This window comes from Aeromonas sp. R4-2 (assembly GCF_040908295.1).
GTDB classification, from domain to species: Bacteria; Pseudomonadota; Gammaproteobacteria; order Enterobacterales; family Aeromonadaceae; genus Aeromonas; species Aeromonas veronii.
Genome location: NZ_JBFODL010000014.1, coordinates 103385 through 120147, shown reverse-complemented (window position 1 = coordinate 120147; position 16763 = coordinate 103385). Strand labels below are relative to the sequence as shown.

15 protein-coding genes are annotated in these 16763 nt (G+C 60.9%); 11 read left to right on the top strand and 4 right to left on the bottom strand.

Annotation, left to right across the window (positions count from 1 at the left end):
- The first annotated feature begins 28 nt into the window (after window positions 1-28).
- Both AB5Y99_RS11055 and AB5Y99_RS11050 read left to right on the top strand, forming a co-directional pair.
- Complete coding sequence (locus AB5Y99_RS11055; protein ID WP_368209708.1) at window positions 29-1087, top strand: ABC transporter ATP-binding protein; 1059 nt, start codon at window positions 29-31, stop codon at window positions 1085-1087.
- Window positions 1084-2130: an ABC transporter ATP-binding protein gene (locus AB5Y99_RS11050; protein ID WP_368209707.1), complete on the top strand. Its 1047-nt coding sequence runs from the start codon at window positions 1084-1086 to the stop codon at window positions 2128-2130. The genes AB5Y99_RS11055 and AB5Y99_RS11050 overlap by 4 nt, the downstream gene beginning before the upstream one ends.
- A gap of 101 nt (window positions 2131-2231) precedes the next feature.
- On the opposite strand, the gene AB5Y99_RS11045 is transcribed toward AB5Y99_RS11050, so the two are convergent.
- Window positions 2232-2843, bottom strand: coding sequence for a YitT family protein (locus AB5Y99_RS11045; protein ID WP_139405664.1), 612 nt, complete (start codon window positions 2841-2843; stop codon window positions 2232-2234).
- Window positions 2844-3086: 243 nt separating this feature from the next.
- On the opposite strand from AB5Y99_RS11045, the gene AB5Y99_RS11040 reads away from it, so the two are divergent.
- The 5 genes from AB5Y99_RS11040 (at window position 3087) to AB5Y99_RS11020 (ending at window position 7598) form a co-directional block, all read left to right on the top strand.
- Entirely contained in the window at window positions 3087-4466 is a 1380-nt protein-coding gene (locus tag AB5Y99_RS11040) for a UDP-glucose/GDP-mannose dehydrogenase family protein (protein ID WP_368209705.1), read from the top strand.
- Window positions 4463-5476 (top strand): NAD-dependent epimerase, encoded by a 1014-nt coding sequence (locus AB5Y99_RS11035; RefSeq protein ID WP_368209704.1) that lies wholly within the window; start codon window positions 4463-4465, stop codon window positions 5474-5476. The genes AB5Y99_RS11040 and AB5Y99_RS11035 overlap by 4 nt, the downstream gene beginning before the upstream one ends.
- Window positions 5477-5586: 110 nt before the next feature.
- Window positions 5587-6192, top strand: coding sequence for a DUF2076 domain-containing protein (locus AB5Y99_RS11030; RefSeq protein ID WP_368209702.1), 606 nt, complete (start codon window positions 5587-5589; stop codon window positions 6190-6192).
- Between the two features lie 204 nt (window positions 6193-6396).
- Complete coding sequence (locus tag AB5Y99_RS11025; RefSeq protein WP_076492814.1) at window positions 6397-6585, top strand: hypothetical protein; 189 nt, start codon at window positions 6397-6399, stop codon at window positions 6583-6585.
- A gap of 155 nt (window positions 6586-6740) precedes the next feature.
- Window positions 6741-7598 carry a lytic transglycosylase domain-containing protein gene (locus AB5Y99_RS11020; protein ID WP_323890676.1) on the top strand — a complete coding sequence of 286 codons (858 nt, stop codon included), beginning with the start codon at window positions 6741-6743 and terminating at the stop codon, window positions 7596-7598.
- A gap of 8 nt (window positions 7599-7606) precedes the next feature.
- Here the strand turns inward: AB5Y99_RS11020 and AB5Y99_RS11015 are convergent, their stop codons facing one another.
- Window positions 7607-8170, bottom strand: a complete 564-nt coding sequence (locus tag AB5Y99_RS11015) for a YgjV family protein (RefSeq protein ID WP_168769907.1) — start codon at window positions 8168-8170, stop codon at window positions 7607-7609.
- A gap of 57 nt (window positions 8171-8227) precedes the next feature.
- Window positions 8228-8803: a Crp/Fnr family transcriptional regulator gene (locus AB5Y99_RS11010; protein WP_323890673.1), complete on the bottom strand. Its 576-nt coding sequence runs from the start codon at window positions 8801-8803 to the stop codon at window positions 8228-8230.
- 242 nt (window positions 8804-9045) lie between these two features.
- Here AB5Y99_RS11010 and ettA point away from each other — a divergent pair, with 242 nt between their 5' ends.
- The 3 genes from ettA (at window position 9046) to AB5Y99_RS10995 (ending at window position 12744) form a co-directional block, all read left to right on the top strand.
- A complete protein-coding gene (gene ettA, locus AB5Y99_RS11005) occupies window positions 9046-10713 on the top strand; it encodes an energy-dependent translational throttle protein EttA (protein WP_005338959.1) in 1668 nt (555 codons plus the stop codon).
- Between the two features lie 93 nt (window positions 10714-10806).
- A complete protein-coding gene (locus AB5Y99_RS11000; RefSeq protein ID WP_005343410.1) occupies window positions 10807-11136 on the top strand; it encodes a hypothetical protein in 330 nt (109 codons plus the stop codon).
- Between the two features lie 264 nt (window positions 11137-11400).
- Entirely contained in the window at window positions 11401-12744 is a 1344-nt protein-coding gene (locus AB5Y99_RS10995; protein WP_005343409.1) for an NCS2 family permease, read from the top strand.
- Between the two features lie 173 nt (window positions 12745-12917).
- Here the strand turns inward: AB5Y99_RS10995 and gltX are convergent, their stop codons facing one another.
- Window positions 12918-14333: a glutamate--tRNA ligase gene (gene gltX, locus AB5Y99_RS10990; protein WP_368209701.1), complete on the bottom strand. Its 1416-nt coding sequence runs from the start codon at window positions 14331-14333 to the stop codon at window positions 12918-12920.
- 277 nt (window positions 14334-14610) lie between these two features.
- Here gltX and AB5Y99_RS10985 point away from each other — a divergent pair, with 277 nt between their 5' ends.
- Entirely contained in the window at window positions 14611-16713 is a 2103-nt protein-coding gene (locus AB5Y99_RS10985; protein WP_368209700.1) for a methyl-accepting chemotaxis protein, read from the top strand.
- The last annotated feature ends 50 nt before the right edge of the window (window positions 16714-16763 follow it).

The following is a 16763-nucleotide window of genomic DNA, read 5'->3' as shown; positions in this document are numbered from 1 at the left end:
TCAGGCCATTGCGAAGGGAGCAGCCGTTATGCCCAACACTCAGGCCCCCATTCTTGACGTACCGGATAACGGGGGGGAGTTCGCCGTTGATAACGGCCAGCACCAGGCCCCAATCCTCGAAGTACGCGATCTCGAGGTGGAGTTCGCCGTCGATGACGGCAAGATCAAGGTGCTCGACGGGGTCAGCTTCAAGGTGGCCCCGGGTCAGACGCTGGGGATCGTCGGCGAGTCCGGCTGTGGCAAGAGTGTCACTTCACTCGCCATCATGGGGCTCTTGCCCAACCCCCACGGTCAGGTGGTAGCAGGCTCCATCCGCTTTCAGGGGGAGGAGCTGCTGTCGCTTGCGCCGGATCAGATGTACAAGGTGCGCGGCAACCGCATCTCGATGATCTTTCAGGAGCCGATGACGGCCCTCAACCCGGTGCAGACGGTCGGTGAGCAGCTGATGGAGGTGTTTCGCCTCCATCGCCCCGAGTATGACAAGGCCCAGCGCAAAGCCGCGGCCATTGCCATGCTGCAGAAGGTGGGGATCCCGGAACCGGCCCAGCGCTTTGCGGTCTATCCCCACAACCTCTCCGGCGGTATGCGCCAGCGGGTGATGATCGCCATGGCGCTCTCCTGCGAGCCTTCCTTGCTTATCTGCGATGAGCCGACCACGGCGCTGGATGTCACCATTCAGGCCCAGATACTCGAACTGATGAAAGAGCTGCAGGCCCAGACCGGGATGGCCATCATCTTTATCACCCACGATCTGGGGGTGGTTGCAGAGCTGTGCGACGAGGTGGTGGTGATGTATGCCGGGCGGGCGGTAGAGCAGGCCGATGTGTTCGAACTGTTTGACCATCCCCGTCATCCCTATACCCACGGCTTGATGAGCTCAATCCCGCGCCTCGAGGATGAGCCCAAGAGCCTGCTCAAGACCATCAAGGGACAGGTACCGGCCCTGCACGAAATGCCCGCTGGCTGCCGTTTCTCTAACCGTTGCCCCCACGCGACCGATCTCTGCATCAGCGCCATTCCGGCGGTGGAGCAACTCAATCCGCGCCACCATGTCGCCTGTCACTACTGGAAGGAGTTGACCGTATGAGCACTCTGTTATCGGTCAGGGATCTAAAACAGCATTTCCGGCTGGGAGGCGGGTTCCTGCGCAAGCAATATACGGTTCACGCGGTGGATGGCATCAGCTTCGACCTGAAACAGGGGGAGACGCTGGGGCTGGTGGGTGAGTCGGGCTGCGGCAAGTCCACCCTCGGACGCAGCCTGCTCAAACTGTTCGAGCCGACCGCAGGCACCATCACCTTCGAGGGGCGCGACATCACCGCCCTCAGCCCGAAGGAGATGCGCTCCCTGCGTCAGGAGATGCAGATGGTGTTTCAGGATCCTGCAGAATCCCTCAACAGCCGCCACACCGTGGGCCAGATCCTGGAGGAGCCCTTTATCATCCACGGTAAAGGCAACACTGAGCAGCGGCGCGGCTGGGTGCAGGAGTTGCTGGCAAAAGTGGGCCTGCCGGGCAGCGCGGTGGATCGCTACCCCCACGAGTTTTCCGGCGGTCAGCGCCAGCGGATCGGCATCGCCCGCGCCATCGCCCTCAAGCCCAAGCTGCTGGTGTGTGACGAGGCAGTCTCGGCCCTCGATGTCTCGGTGCAGTCGCAGATTGTCAACCTGCTGCTCAGCCTGCAGCGGGAGATGAACCTCTCCATCATCTTCATCGCCCACGATCTGTCGGTGGTCAAACACATCTCGGATCGGATCGCGGTGATGTATCTGGGACGGATCGTCGAACTGGCGGATGCCCAGTCGCTCTATCTGGCGCCACGTCACCCCTATACCCAGGCACTGATCTCCGCCATTCCGGTGCCGGACCCGCGCAGGCGCAGCCAGCGCATTCTGCTGACCGGCGATGTGCCCTCCCCCATCTCGCCGCCAAGCGGCTGCCACTTCCACCAGCGCTGTCCCCATGCGACCGATCTGTGCAAAAGCAAGGCGCCATGGCTTGAGGCGTGTGATGAATCCCATCATCAGGTGGCCTGTCACACCCCGCTCGCCGTCGGTAGTCACCCCATCAGCGGCAGCGCCATCAGTGGCAACGCCATGAGCGGCGACAGCAGGCTGGAGCAGGCGAGCTAGGCGCAGCGAACAAACGCCAGGGTAGAAACAGACGAGGCGGCCATCAGGCCGCCTCGTGCTATCGGGTCACGCTTGTCTTATCGAGCCAGGGCTGCCGCTTGTCAGGCAATCTGGTAGCGGCCCGGCTTGTGGTTGAGTGTCAACACCAGATTACAGATAACCGCCGCCACGATGGATAGCGCCAGGATCCAGGGCTGCACCACGAAAAACGAGGCGACAACAATGGCGCAATCGAGCCCCATCTGCAGCTTGCCCGCCCGGATGCCAAAGCGATCCTGAATAAAGATCGCCAGAATATTGAAGCCCCCCAGACTCGACTTGTGACGGAACATGATGAGCAGCCCCATGCCGATCAGGGTGCCGCCGATCAGCGCCGCATAGAGGGGCTCTATCTTGCCGATCTGCAACACCCCGTTGAGGTGATCGGTCATGTAGGAAACCGCCGCCACCGAGACAAAGGTGTTGAAGGTAAAACGTGGCCCCATCCGCAACCATGCCAACGCATAGAAGGGCAGGTTGATGCCGAAAAACAGCAGGCCGAAGCTGATGCCGGTCACCTTTTGCAGCAGCAGCGCCAGCCCGGCAGTACCGCCAGTGAGCAGGCCAACCTGATGAAACAGAAAGATGCCGAGGGAAACAAAGCCGGCCGCCGTCAGCAGGGCCAGCACATCCTCATAAATAGGATGAGCAGTGCGAATCGAGGTGTTGTCCATAACCTGTATCCAAGCGAAGTAAAGAGAGAGTGTCTGTCGCCTGCCGTTGCGGGCGGGCTGCGAGCCCTGTCCACAGGGCTTCGTTATGGGGTCCAGTCTATTTTTTGTGAAAAGGATCACAACAGTCAGGCTGAACGCCCCATTCTGGTGCCTGTCATCTGGCATTGACACTCGCTGCACCAAGATGCAGCATGCCGCGGTTTCACAGCGCCATCACTCCATCCACAGCACGAGGCACTTTTCATGAAGGTCACCATTTTTGGCACAGGCTATGTCGGGCTGGTGCAGGCCGCCGTTCTGGCCGAGGTGGGCCATCAGGTCTGCTGCGTGGATGTGGATGATGAGCGGATCGCCGCCCTCAGGCTGGGGCAGATCCCCTTCTATGAGCCGGGGCTGGCCACGCTGGTCGAGAGTCATCTGGCCAGCGGCCGCCTGAGCTTCACGGTCGATCCCGCCATTGGCGTGGCACACGCCGACCTGCTGCTGATCGCCGTGGGCACCCCGGCTGACGAGGATGGCTCGGCCGATCTGCAACATGTGCTGGCGGTGGCCGACACCATAGGCCGACTGATGAGCCGCCCCAAGCTGGTGGTGACCAAGAGCACAGTACCGGTCGGCACGGCGCAACAAGTAAGGGAACATATTGAGCAGCAGTTGGCCGAGCGTGGGCTAGACCTCGCCTGCGAGGTGGCCGCCAATCCCGAGTTTCTCAAGGAGGGAGCGGCGGTCAACGACTGCATGCGGCCGGATCGCATCATCATCGGCTGTGACAGCGAGCGGGCGCTTGAGCAGTTGCGCGCCCTCTACGCCCCCTTCAACCGCAATCACGACCGGATCGTGGTGATGGATCTGCGCAGCGCCGAGCTCACCAAGTACGCCGCCAACGCCATGCTGGCCACCAAGATCTCCTTTATGAACGAGATGGCGGCCCTCGCCGAGCAACTGGGGGCCGATATCGAGGCGGTGCGCCAGGGGATGGGGGCCGATCCCCGCATCGGTTACCACTTTATCTACCCGGGCTGCGGCTACGGCGGCTCCTGCTTCCCCAAGGATATCAAGTCGTTGTGCCATACCGCGGCGAGTGTCGGCTGCGACGCCCCGCTTTTAGCGGCGGTCGAGCAGGTCAACCAGCGCCAGCAACAGAAGATGGCGCAAACCCTGCTGACCCGCTTCGGCCCGGATCTGCGTGGCCACACCTTTGCCTTGTGGGGACTGGCGTTCAAACCCGGCACCGACGATATGCGCGATGCGCCGAGCCGCCCGCTGCTGGCCGCCATCTGGGCTGCCGGTGGCCGAGTGCAGGCTTTTGATCCCAAGGCAATGGGGCGTGCCCGCCAGATCTACGGCCAGCGGCCGGATCTGCTGCTCTGCCCGACTCAGGAAGCGGCACTGGAAGGGGCCGATGCCCTGCTGATCTGCACCGAGTGGCAGGCGTTTCGCGCCCCCGATTTCCAGCAGCTGAAAGCGCTGCTCAACCAGCCTGTCATCATCGATGGCCGCAACCTCTATGAGCCACGCCAGCTCAGCGAACTCGGGTTTGACTATCACGCCATCGGGCGGCCACATCTTCCCGCCAAAAAGCAGCCTGCCAACACCAGCTGCAACCCGGAGACCCAACCATGATCTATCTGGTTACCGGCGTCGCCGGTTTTATCGGTTTTCATGTGGCCAGCCAGCTGTGCGCCGCAGGTCATAGGGTGGTGGGGATCGACAACCTCAACGGCTACTACGAGGTGAGTCTGAAAGAGGCGCGGCTGGCCCAACTGGCCAGTTTCCCCTATTTTCACTTCGAGCGGCTGGATCTGGCGGATCGTGAAGCGATGGCGGCTCTCTTTGCCCGCCATCGCTTCGAGCGGGTGATCCATCTGGGGGCGCAGGCGGGGGTGCGTTACTCCATCGACAATCCGTTCGCCTATGCCGACAGCAACCTCACCGGCATGCTGACGGTGCTGGAGGGGTGCCGTCACCAAGGGATCCAGCACCTCATCTACGCCTCCTCCAGCTCGGTCTATGGCATGGGGGATCAGATGCCCTACTCCACCGAGCAGCAGGTGGATCACCCGGTCTCCCTCTACGCAGCCACCAAGAAGAGTGGCGAGCTGATGGCCCACGCCTATTCGGCGCTCTATGGCCTGCCCACCACAGGGCTGCGCTTCTTTACCGTCTACGGCCCCTGGGGTCGGCCCGACATGGCCATCATCAAGTTCACCCGCGCCATCCTCGCGGGAGAGCCTATCGACGTCTATAACAACGGCGATCTCAGCCGCGACTTCACCTACATAGACGATATAGTCGCGGGGATCCTAGCCGTGGCCGATCAGCCGCCCTGCCCCAATTCCGATTGGCACGCCAGCGAGCAGAGCGCAGCCGAGAGTGCCGCTCCCTACCGCATCCTCAATATCGGCAACGGCCAGCCGGTGCGGCTGCTCGATTTTATCGAGGCGCTGGAAGAGGCCATCGGCAAACCCGCCATCAAGCGAATGCTGCCGATGCAGGCAGGTGACATGCACGCCACCTGGGCCGATAGCGAGCCCCTCCATACCCTCACCGGCCTGCGCCCCGCCACCACCATCAAGGAGGGGGTCGCCGCGTTCGTCCGCTGGTATCTCGACTACTACCAACCCGACCGCTGACGAGCGCGGGTAGCTCCTCGGTCATTGATGAGTTAATCAGATACCACTGATGCCCCGCGGGTTTTAGGATGGCTGAACGCACTGTCTGCGCACCATAGCGAGGATTTGAGATGCAATCACAGGAACAGGGTCTGATCGATGGACTGTTCGACCGCCTCAAGCAAGCGCAAGCCAGGGATAGCAAGCGAGACCCACAAGCGGATCAGCTGATCCGCCAGCATCTGGCAGAGCAGCCCGATGCCCCCTACTACATGGCCCAGGCGCTGCTGATCCAGCAGGCTGCCCTTACCCGCCTCAACGAGCGAGTCAAGGAGCTGGAGACAAGCCAAAGCAGTTCGAGCGGCGGCAGTTTTCTCTCCGGCTTGTTTGGTAGCGAAAGCAGCCCGCCCCCGCGCTTTACGCCGCCACCGGCAACCGCTCCTGCCCAGCCAGCATCCCGTGCCAGCTCCTTTTTGGGCGGCGCCCTGCAAACCGCCGCCGGTGTGGCCGGTGGCGTCATGTTGGCCGATATGATCGGCGGACTGTTTCACAACAACCGGCCTGAGGAGATCATCGACATCATAGAGCCTGCCCCCATCGCCAATCCGGTCGATGCGGAACCGGTCCGCTGGGACGGCTGGGATTCACCTCCCGATGCTGGCAGCAGTTTTTTCGATGACGATAACCTGAGTGGCGGCTGGGCCGACAGTGACGATAACAACGGCGGTTTCTTCTAACCGTCAAACCATTACTGGCCCCGCATCTGGCGGGGCCCAACTCGATACGAAACCCATGACTATGGAAAGTGGGATGACACCACGGATCGGCAGCGGCATGACGCAATATACTCAGCGCGCTTCGTGCCACCCGGGAACAACTCCCGACCCCAGGCGCTCTGTCCGTGGCCACGCAACACCCCCATGACGACAAGGAGCCACCTCATGATCCGAACCCTGCTTTTGACCGGTGCCGCCATTGCGGCCTATGCCCTGACCCAGAGCCACTCTCTGCTTCCCCTGCTCAGCCTGCTGGCCCTGCTTTCGCTCTGGGTTGTCAGCGAAATTGGCAGCTTCTATCGCACGCTTCCTCCCACGGTGCTGGATGAGCAGGAGTATCACCACGACTTCTAACCGGATGAAAAATGGTGTGAAACTGTCGAGATGCCGTTAGTTCCATACCGTTTTGCTCTCTGAAATCAACCGGCTATAACCACAGGATCCACTGGGTTCGTGGCGATAGCAGCCATGTTCCTCTATATCTTCTGTACTCAAACAGGAGATAACCCATGAGGCACATCAGCGAAAACGGACTGTTTTTGCTGCTTTTTTTGTCGTTGTTACTGGCAGGTACGCCACGGACGATGGCACAAGGCAGGGATTTCAGACAGGCCCCCAAGGCGCTGACGGCGATCAAGCAGGGTCAAGTTGCCCAGCAAAACGGTCATCTGCAAAAAGCCATCGCCCTTTACTGTGTCGCCGCCAGCACCGGCAATCCCGAAGGATATTTCCGGATCGGCCGTCTGCTCGCCACCGGCCCAGCCTCGGTGCGCAGCGCCAAGCTGGCCAACAGCTACCTCGCCATGGCAATGCGCCTTGGTAACCGACAGGCTGCCCGCTACTACAACGCTCGCATCGGCAATGCCCCCATGGGTGATCATTGCGGCATCGGGATCCGTGGCAGTCAGGGTGGCTATCTGGCCGGGCTCCCTTCCACCCCCTTCAATGTCGACACCTGGGTTGCCCGCCAGCCTCCTGCCAAGCAAAAACTGGTCACCATGCTGCGCCACGCAGCCAAACACCATAAGGTGGATGCCCGGCTGGTACTGGCGATTGCCATCGCCGAATCCAATCTCAACAGCCGTGCCGTTTCCCCCAAGAATGCCCAAGGGCTGATGCAGCTCATCCCCGAAACCCAGCAACGGTTCGGGGTAACCCGGCCATTCGATCCGGCCCAGAACATCAAGGGTGGCGTCAGTTATCTCAAATGGCTGGATCGCCGCTTCGATGGCGACTGGGTACTGATCTCGGCAGCCTACAATGCCGGGGAAAAAGCGGTGGAACGCTATGGCGGGATCCCACCCTATGACGAGACGCAGGAGTATGTGAAACGGGTGCTTTACTTCGCTGGCCACAAGCAGCCCTGAGCGGAAAATCAGAAGGTCGCCCGATCGGAAGGCGGCACACTTATCTTTCTACGCTCACTGTGGCGGCCACGCCCCCAATAATCGAAGCCATAGTGGCGGTAGTAACCCACCAGATTGCTGATCAGAAACAGCCCCTCCATCAGCACGGCGACCGGTGAGCCCACCAGCAAGTTGTTACCCAGCCAGCAGAGGGTACCGAGCAGCATCCAGCGCCTCAACAGGCGATCATCCGGGCAAAACGCGGCACGGGTTTGCAGAAAGCTCGCCAGCAGCCCGATCCATGAGAGCAGGCCCTGATAGGTCGCCAGCGCCGCTGCACAGGCCAACCCCATGAAAAACCACATCAAGATGCGGCGAACCAGCCAGATACTCACAACAAAGCGCATACTGGCCAGCAGCAACAGGCTGGCGGCCGACCACTGCCCGAGCAGGGTAAAGTGACCGGCATTGAGCGCGCAGGAGAGGGCCAGACAGGCCAGGATCCTACGGCGATCCCGCAACTGAAACGACAACAGATCGAGCAACAAGGCCAGGCTCACTACCAGCTGCGACCACAGAAACAGCGACATCATCCACACCTCATCCGTCATTTGGATGGCGCAGCATGAGGGGATGGTCGGAGAGCGGCATTAACCCGTGTTAATGCGCCTGCGGATCCGTGACAGGGTGACCGGGCTGATACCGATATAGTTGGCGAGCTGCACCTGAGTGAGCCGCGCAGGCCAGTGAGGGAAGGTGTGGCAGAGCTCCCGATAACGCTCCTCGGGAGAGTGGAGCAGCAAAAACGCCTCCTTGCGCTCCTTGTAACCGAGCTGCTGTCGCAGCAGGGCCATGCAAACCGGCTGCCAAACGGGCTCTTCCAGCAGGGCGATCGGAACCCGCACAACTTGCAACTCCGTCAGCGCCTCCAGCTGGTAGCGGGCGGGCGCCCCCGTGAGCCAGCTGTCATAGAGCAGGCAGAGCTCCCCTTCGAAGTAGAACTCCTTGCAGCGCTCCTGTCCGTCCCGGGTGTAGTGGCAGGCGCGAGCGATGCCCGCTTCGATATAGAAGGCAGCTTCCTGCTCTGACCCCTGCGCCAACAATGCCTGACCGGCGCGCAGCGTCTGCCGTGGCAAGCGCAGGCTGATGGCTTCGCTCAGCGCGGCGTCCAATCCCATTGTGCAGAGAAAGGCGGCCAGCGAGGGGGCTTGAGGATATGGGTTCATGACGGCTCCGGGACAAAACGGCAGCCCACATCATGCCCAAATTGCACGGCTGATGCAGCAAGGCGTGACCGCTGCGGCAAAGGGGGGACATAGCCGGGTGCCACCTTTGCCCCCCCTCGTCCGTTGGTTTACAATCGACGGGTTTTTTGGAACCCGGTTGACCTGTGTCGACCTGGCCCCACCACGACATCAGTCTGTTAATGCCAAGACATTAACCTGCTGAAAAGGAAGAGAATTAGCCAATGGCTCAATTTATTTACACCATGAACCGGGTCGGCAAGGTAGTGCCGCCCAAGCGTCATATTCTCAAGAACATCTCCTTGAGCTTCTTCCCGGGCGCCAAGATCGGCGTGCTGGGTCTGAACGGCGCCGGTAAATCGACCCTACTGCGCATCATGGCGGGCATCGATACCGAGATCGAAGGGGAAGCCCGTCCGCAGCCCGGCATCAAGATCGGCTACCTGCCGCAGGAGCCGAAGCTGGAGCCGGAGCAGACCGTACGCGAAGCCGTCGAAGAGGCCGTTGGCGAGGTGAAGCGCGCCATGGCCCGCCTGGACGAGGTCTATGCGGCCTACGCCGACCCGGATGCCGACTTTGACAAGCTGGCCCGCGAACAGGGCGAGCTGGAGGCAATCATCCAGGCCCAAGGCGGTCACAACATGGAAAACCAGCTGGAGCGCGCGGCCGATGCCCTGCGCCTGCCGGCCTGGGATGCCAAGATCAAGCACCTCTCCGGTGGTGAGCGCCGCCGTGTGGCGCTCTGCCGTCTGCTGCTGGAAAAGCCGGACATGCTGCTGCTGGACGAACCAACCAACCACCTGGATGCAGAATCCGTGGCCTGGCTGGAGCGCTTCCTGCACGACTACGAAGGCACTGTTGTGGCCATCACCCACGACCGTTACTTCCTCGACAACGTGGCAGGCTGGATCCTGGAACTGGACCGCGGCGAGGGTATCCCATGGGAAGGCAACTACTCCTCCTGGCTGGAGCAGAAGGACGCACGTCTGGCGCAGGAAGCAAGTTCCGAAGCGGCCCGTCGCAAGTCCATCGAGAAAGAGCTGGAGTGGGTTCGTCAAAACCCGAAAGGGCGTCAGGCCAAGTCCAAGGCCCGTATGGCTCGCTTCGAAGAGCTCAACACCAACGACTACCAGAAGCGCAACGAGACCAACGAGCTGTTCATTCCGCCCGGACCGCGCCTCGGCGACAAGGTGGTGGAAGTGGCCAACCTGCGCAAATCCTACGGTGATCGGGTGCTGATCGACGATCTGTCGTTTGCCATTCCGAAGGGTGCCATCGTCGGCATCATCGGCCCGAACGGTGCCGGTAAGTCGACCCTGTTCCGCATGATGTCGGGTCAGGAGCAGCCGGATTCCGGCGCCATCACCCTGGGTGAAACCGTGGTGCTGGCCTCTGTCGATCAGTTCCGCGACAGCATGGATGACAAGAAGACGGTCTTCGAAGAGGTCGCAGACGGTCAGGATATCCTGCGCATCGGCAACTACGAGTTCCCGAGCCGCGCCTATATCGGCCGCTTCAACTTCAAGGGTTCCGACCAGCAGAAGCGGGTTGGCGAACTCTCCGGTGGTGAGCGCGGTCGTCTGCACCTGGCCAAGCTGTTGCAGACCGGCGGCAACGTACTGCTGCTGGATGAACCGACCAACGATCTGGATATCGAAACCCTGCGCGCCCTCGAGAACGCCCTGCTGGAGTTCCCGGGTTGTGCCATGGTCATCTCCCACGACCGCTGGTTCCTCGACCGTATCGCCACTCACATCTTGGACTATCAGGATGAGGGCAAGATCGAGTTCTTCGAAGGTAACTTTACCGAATACGAAGAGTGGAAGAAGAAGACCTACGGCGCCGAGGCAATCCAGCCCCATCGCGCCAAGTACAAGCGCATCGCCAAATAAGGCTGACTGCGTGTTGAGGGGAGCTTCGGCTCCCCTTTCTCTTGCCTTTTGACTTACAATCCTAGACGGATGCCTTTGCATGGATGTAGCACGATGACGACCCCCATAGAGAAAAAACTCACCATCCAGATCCGGGTTGAACCGGGTTGCCTCGGGCCGGATGGCAAGGAGCACATAGAGACCTTCTGTGCTGCTGCCGCCAAGATTTTTGCCGCCGTGGAGCCCGAGCTGGTGAGCTGGGTGCTGATCCCCCGCTACGACAAGCAACTGCCGGAGCAGGAGTTCTTTATCGAGGGGCGCAAGCTGACCGAAGAGCAGGCCAGCCTCTTTCTGCGCCGCTTCGGCCGCGAGCTGGGTGAGGTACAAGACCGGCTCGATTCTGTACTGGCCCAGCTGGTCGAGCGCTACTTCAAGACCCTGTAAGCCCCCAATTTTCGATAAAAGGTTCTCTGCTGAGAACCTTTTTTCATGCTCAAAAAGCAAACGTTTGAATTTTTACTCTATTCATTGATCTGCTTCGCAGATCCGGGGTTTGTAAACGGCGCCGCCTGTGTAAAAATGTGCGCGCTGTCACGGTATCAGGACGACTCTGGTTACTTAACCGCCAGAAACAGGGCAATTTACCCCGCATGGATGGGATAGCCCGTTCCCCTGCTGCTTATTTCACGTCACCTATTGGAATCCAACATGAATCAACAACACCAAGCTGCCAATCAGGCCGCCGGGCAAGGATTGCTTGAGCGCCTGTTTGCCCTGCAAGGCCATGGCACTACCGCCCGTACCGAAGTGATCGCCGGTATCACCACCTTCCTGACCATGGTCTATATCGTGTTCGTCAACCCGCAGATCCTCTCTGCGGCGGGCATGGACACCCAGGCCGTGTTCGTCACCACCTGCCTCATCGCCGGTATCGGCAGCATCCTGATGGGCCTGTTGGCCAACCTGCCGATCGCGCTGGCTCCCGCCATGGGCCTCAACGCCTTCTTCGCCTTCGTGGTGGTCGCGGGTATGGGTTACTCCTGGCAAGTGGGCATGGGCACCATCTTCTGGGGTGCCATGGGTCTGTTGATCCTCACCCTGCTGCGGGTGCGCTACTGGCTGATTGGCAACATTCCGCTCACCCTGCGGGTCGGCATCACCGCCGGTATCGGTCTGCTGATCGCCCTGCTCGGCCTGCACAACGCCGGGATCGTGGTGGCCAGCCCAGCGACTATGGTGACCGTGGGCAACCTCACCTCCCTGCCCTGCCTGCTGGGGCTGCTCGGTTTCTTCCTGATCTGCATCTTCTCCGCCCGCGGCGTCCACTCCGCCGTGCTGATCGCCATCGTGGTCACCACGGGTCTGGGCTGGCTGTTTGGCGATGTCACCTTCAAGGGCTTTGTCTCCATGCCCCCCAGCATCGAACCGGTGTTCGGCCAGCTGGATCTGATGGGATCGCTCGATATCAGCCTCGCCGGGATCATCTTCTCCTTTATGCTGGTCAACCTGTTCGACTCCTCCGGCACCCTGATCGGCGTCACCAACCGCGCCAAGCTGGCCGATGACAAGGGCCACTTCCCGCGCATGAAACAGGCGCTGATGGTGGATAGCGTCAGCTCGGTCGGCGGCGCCTTTATGGGCACCTCCTCGGTTACCGCCTTTATCGAGAGCAGCTCCGGCGTCGCCGTCGGCGGCCGTACCGGTCTGACCGCCATCGTGGTTGGCCTGCTGTTCCTGCTGGCGATCTTCTTCTCTCCGGTTGCCGCCATGGTGCCGGCCTACGCCGCCGCTGGCGCCCTTATCTATGTGGGTGTGCTGATGTGCTCCGAGCTGACCCGGGTGAAGTGGGAAGATCTGACCGAAGCGGTACCGGCCTTCATGACCGCGGTGATGATGCCGTTCAGCTTCTCCATCACCGAGGGGATCGCCGTGGGCTTCATCTCCTACTGCGTGATGAAGGCGGGCACCGGCCGCTGGCGCGAAATCAACCCCTGCGTGCTGGTGGTCGCCCTGCTGTTCGTGCTCAAGTTCGTCTGGGTCGACAGTCACTAAGCGGCACTCTGTCCCAATAAAAATGCCAGTCAGCTGACTGGCATTTTTTTATCCGAAACTATTCTCGGCCTGTGCGCTGGCCATAAAAAAATCCGAAACCAGTGGTTTCGGATTTTTTCTATTCAGCATGTGGCAAAGCGGGGTTATCCCCTCGCCTGCCACATCGGCAGAGCTTACTCGGCAGCCATGCGGGCTTCGATGTAAGCCAGTGCGCGGTCGATACGCGCCAGAACACGCTCCTTACCCACCAGCGCCATTACGGCGTCGATGGCAGGGGACTGACCCAGACCGGTGACGGCCACACGCAGCGGCATACCAACCTTGCCCATGCCCTGACCCAGCTCGGCAGCGGTCGCTTCAATCAGCTCGTGCAGCGCTTCGGTAGTCCAGCTATCCAGTGCAGCCAGCTTGGTTTTGGCCAGAGCCAGCGGCTCGGCAGCCACGCCGCGCAGGTGCTTCTTGGCAGCGGCTTCGTCGATGGCCTCGTACTCTTCGAACAGGTAGCGGCTCTGGGCGGCCATCTCGACCAGGGTGTTGCAGCGCTCGGCCAGCAGGGTGACTACCTCGGCCAGCGCCGGGCCATTGCTGGTGTCGATCTTCTGGTTTTCCATGTGCCATGCCAGATGCTTGGCAACATAAGCCGGATCCAGGCTGCGCATGTAGTGGTTGTTCAGCCACAGCAGCTTGTCGGTGTTGAAGGCAGAGGCGGACTTGGAGATGGCATCCAGGCTGAACAGCTTGATCATCTCGTCCAGGCTGAAGATCTCCTGATCGCCGTGGGACCAGCCCAGACGCACCAGGTAGTTCAGCAGCGCTTCCGGCAGGTAGCCATCGTCGCGGTACTGCATCACGGAGACTGCACCGTGGCGCTTGGAGAGCTTGGCGCCGTCGTCACCCAGGATCATGGATACGTGGGCAAACTCCGGCACCGGCGCGTTCAGCGCCTTGTAGATGTTGATCTGGCGCGGGGTGTTGTTGATGTGATCTTCACCACGCACTACGTGGGTGATCTCCATATCCCAGTCATCGACCACTACGCAGAAGTTGTAGGTCGGCGCGCCGTCGGTACGGCGGATGATCAGATCGTCCAGCTCGGTGTTGGCGAACTCGATGCGGCCACGGACGTGGTCATCGAACACCACGGAACCTTCGATCGGGTTGCGGAAGCGGATCACGTGCGGCGCATCGGCAGGGTGATCGTGGGCGTGGTCGCGGCACTTGCCGTCATAACGGGGCTTCTCGCCGTTGGCCATCTGGCCTTCACGCAGCGCTTCCAGACGCTCTTTGGAGCAGTAGCACTTGTAGGCGCGGCCATCGGCCAGCATCTCGTCGATCAGACCGTTGTAGCGATCGAAGCGCTTGGTCTGGTAGTAGGGGCCCTCATCCCAGTTCAGCTCCAGCCATTCCATGCCCTCAATGATGGCGTCGATTGCCTCCTGAGTGGAACGTTCCAGATCGGTATCCTCAATACGCAGCACGAACTCACCGCCCTGGTTCTTTGCAAACAACCAGGAATAGAGTGCGGTACGGGCACCGCCGACATGCAAAAAGCCGGTCGGGCTGGGAGCAAAACGGGTTTTGACTTTCATCTTTAAGCCTTGTGTAGAGGGCCTTGGGCCAATTCGTTAGAAAAAACCGTCGCATTTTAGCACCGACAATCACGGATGGGAAAACCATGACGCCGCAAAGGGCAAAGTAGCGGGTTTAATTTGCGCAACGCCCCCCTGCCCCCCCTGATCTTTGAAGGGGATCGCAGAACAAAATCCCCATTTCCGATTTGCTATGCATAGCGCTGGAGAGCTGCCTCCTCCTGCCGATATCCAGACAACTCTCAACGCCCCACGCAACAAGAACAAGGAAGAGACGATGCAGTTCCGTTCAATCCAGACCCGAATACTGGTCATGGCCGGGATCGCCATGACGACAGCCCTGGTCATCCTGATCCTGCTCAACCAGTACTCCGGTCAACAGACCCAGAAGCTGACCATCAGCTCCAGCCGCGCCGCCCTGCAGCAGGAGGCATGGCAGAAGGTCAGTGCCAACGCCCGCGCCGAAGCAGCCACCATCACCCAGCTGTTGCAAAAGGGGCTCTCCTACACCCAGCAGATGGCCAGCGTCTTCGCCCAGCAACAGCAGGGCAAGCTGCCGCTCGATCGTCAGCAGGCCACCGACCTGCTCAAGGCCCAGCTCGCCCTTGAGCCCCAGCTCTACGGCGCCTTCGCCGGTTTCGAACCCAACGGCTTCGACAGTCAGGATGCCAGCTTTGCTGGCCAGACCGCCCTCGGTAGCGACAGCAAGGGGCGTTTTGTCCCCTACTTCTATCGCGACAAGGACAAGGTCGGCACCGACCTGCTGCTCTCCATCGAGAAGAACGAGACCGATAGCTTCGGCAACCCGGCCAACGACTACTACGCCTGCCCGAAACGGGAGGGGCGCTCCTGCCTCATCGATCCCTTCAAGGTGGATATCAACGGCCAGCAAGTGCTGGTGAGCACCATCACCACCCCCATCATGGTGGATGGCCAGTTCCGGGGGATCGCCGCGCTCGATCTGGCGGTGGACTCCATCAGCCGTCAGGCCCAGTCCCTCAACAGCAACATCTATGACGGCAAGGGGGAAACCCTGATCGTCAGCGCCGCCGGCGTCATCACCGGCACCAGCGGCGATGCCAGCCTGCTTGGCAGCAGCGCCGAGAAGGTGCTGGGCAGCCAGTGGCAGCAGTATCTGAAGCCGGAACTGCAGCGTCAGGAGCTGAACAACTCGTTTCGTATCTCGGTCCCCATCATGGTGCCGGGCATGAGCCGCAACTGGGCCATCATCGTCACCCTGCCCTACAAGGTGGTACTGGCGGGGGCCGATCAGCTGGAGAGCCAGCTCAATGAGATGAACCGGGCCGCAGTGACCCAGCAATTGGTGGGCGCCGTTATCATACTGGTGCTGGCGCTGGCCACCATGCTGGTGATTGCCCGCAGCATCACCGGCCCCATCCGTCAGATGGTCAGCCTGGTGGATGACATCGCCGATGGTGAAGGGGATCTCACCAAACGTCTCGCAACCCGCTCGGTGGATGAGCTGGGGGATCTCGCCAAGGGGATCAACCGCTTTATCGACAAGCTGCAAGGGTTGCTCGGGGATGTGCTCAAGACTGCCAGCGAGGTGAACCGCTACGCCGGTGACACCGATCGCATTGCCGGTCAGACCGACAACAATCTGCAGCATCATCAGGCCGAGATGGAGCAGATGCTGACCGCGGTACAGGAGATGTCCTACGTCAGTCAGGAGGTCGCCACCCACGCCAACAATACCGCCGACTCGGCTAAACAGGCGCAAAGCGCTGCCGATCAGGGCAAGGAGCGCTTCCAGCAGGTGATCCAGTCGATGCACAAGGTCGCGGCAGAAGCCGGTAAAGGGGCCGAAGTGGTGGAAGGGCTGGCCCACGACAGCGCCCAGATCACCAGCATCCTCACCGTCATTCAGGGGATTGCCGATCAGACCAACCTGCTGGCCCTCAACGCCGCCATCGAGGCTGCCCGGGCTGGCGAACAAGGCCGCGGCTTTGCGGTGGTGGCTGATGAGGTGCGTAAACTGGCGGGCAATACCCAGCAGGCGGTGCAGAACACCCAGGAGTTGATCGAGAAGATCCGCCTCAGCTCCACCAATGCAGTCAACGCCATCACCCAGAGCCAGCAGCTGACCCATCAGGCGGTGGGCGAGGCGGATCTGGCGGAAGAGGCGCTCGGCAGCATCTACCAGGCCATCTCCACCATCAACGACATGACCTATCAGATTGCCTCCGCCGCCGAAGAGCAGAGCTCGGTCTCAGAAACCGTCTCCGGCAACCTGTCAAAAACCAACGCACTGGCCAACGACATTGCTCAGGATGCGACCGAAACGGCCACAGCCAGTCAGGCATTGCGTCAGGCGGCCGACAAATTGCAGCAATTATTGGGTCAATTTCGTCTCAGCTGATAATTTTCCGCCTCAGGACTCTCCCCCTCGGGGGCGAGTCCGTTTACCAT

Excerpts from the sequence above, each read along its gene's own strand:
- AB5Y99_RS11055 (WP_368209708.1), top strand. The coding sequence starts at position 29 with ATGCCCAACACTCAGGCCCCCATTCTTGACGTACCGGATAACGGGGGG.
- AB5Y99_RS11050 (WP_368209707.1), top strand. The coding sequence starts at position 1,084 with ATGAGCACTCTGTTATCGGTCAGGGATCTAAAACAGCATTTCCGGCTG.
- AB5Y99_RS11045 (WP_139405664.1), bottom strand. The coding sequence starts at position 2,843 with ATGGACAACACCTCGATTCGCACTGCTCATCCTATTTATGAGGATGTG.
- AB5Y99_RS11040 (WP_368209705.1), top strand. The coding sequence starts at position 3,087 with ATGAAGGTCACCATTTTTGGCACAGGCTATGTCGGGCTGGTGCAGGCC.
- AB5Y99_RS11035 (WP_368209704.1), top strand. The coding sequence starts at position 4,463 with ATGATCTATCTGGTTACCGGCGTCGCCGGTTTTATCGGTTTTCATGTG.
- AB5Y99_RS11030 (WP_368209702.1), top strand. The coding sequence starts at position 5,587 with ATGCAATCACAGGAACAGGGTCTGATCGATGGACTGTTCGACCGCCTC.
- AB5Y99_RS11025 (WP_076492814.1), top strand. The coding sequence starts at position 6,397 with ATGATCCGAACCCTGCTTTTGACCGGTGCCGCCATTGCGGCCTATGCC.
- AB5Y99_RS11020 (WP_323890676.1), top strand. The coding sequence starts at position 6,741 with ATGAGGCACATCAGCGAAAACGGACTGTTTTTGCTGCTTTTTTTGTCG.
- AB5Y99_RS11015 (WP_168769907.1), bottom strand. The coding sequence starts at position 8,170 with ATGATGTCGCTGTTTCTGTGGTCGCAGCTGGTAGTGAGCCTGGCCTTG.
- AB5Y99_RS11010 (WP_323890673.1), bottom strand. The coding sequence starts at position 8,803 with ATGAACCCATATCCTCAAGCCCCCTCGCTGGCCGCCTTTCTCTGCACA.
- ettA (WP_005338959.1), top strand. The coding sequence starts at position 9,046 with ATGGCTCAATTTATTTACACCATGAACCGGGTCGGCAAGGTAGTGCCG.
- AB5Y99_RS11000 (WP_005343410.1), top strand. The coding sequence starts at position 10,807 with ATGACGACCCCCATAGAGAAAAAACTCACCATCCAGATCCGGGTTGAA.
- AB5Y99_RS10995 (WP_005343409.1), top strand. The coding sequence starts at position 11,401 with ATGAATCAACAACACCAAGCTGCCAATCAGGCCGCCGGGCAAGGATTG.
- gltX (WP_368209701.1), bottom strand. The coding sequence starts at position 14,333 with ATGAAAGTCAAAACCCGTTTTGCTCCCAGCCCGACCGGCTTTTTGCAT.
- AB5Y99_RS10985 (WP_368209700.1), top strand. The coding sequence starts at position 14,611 with ATGCAGTTCCGTTCAATCCAGACCCGAATACTGGTCATGGCCGGGATC.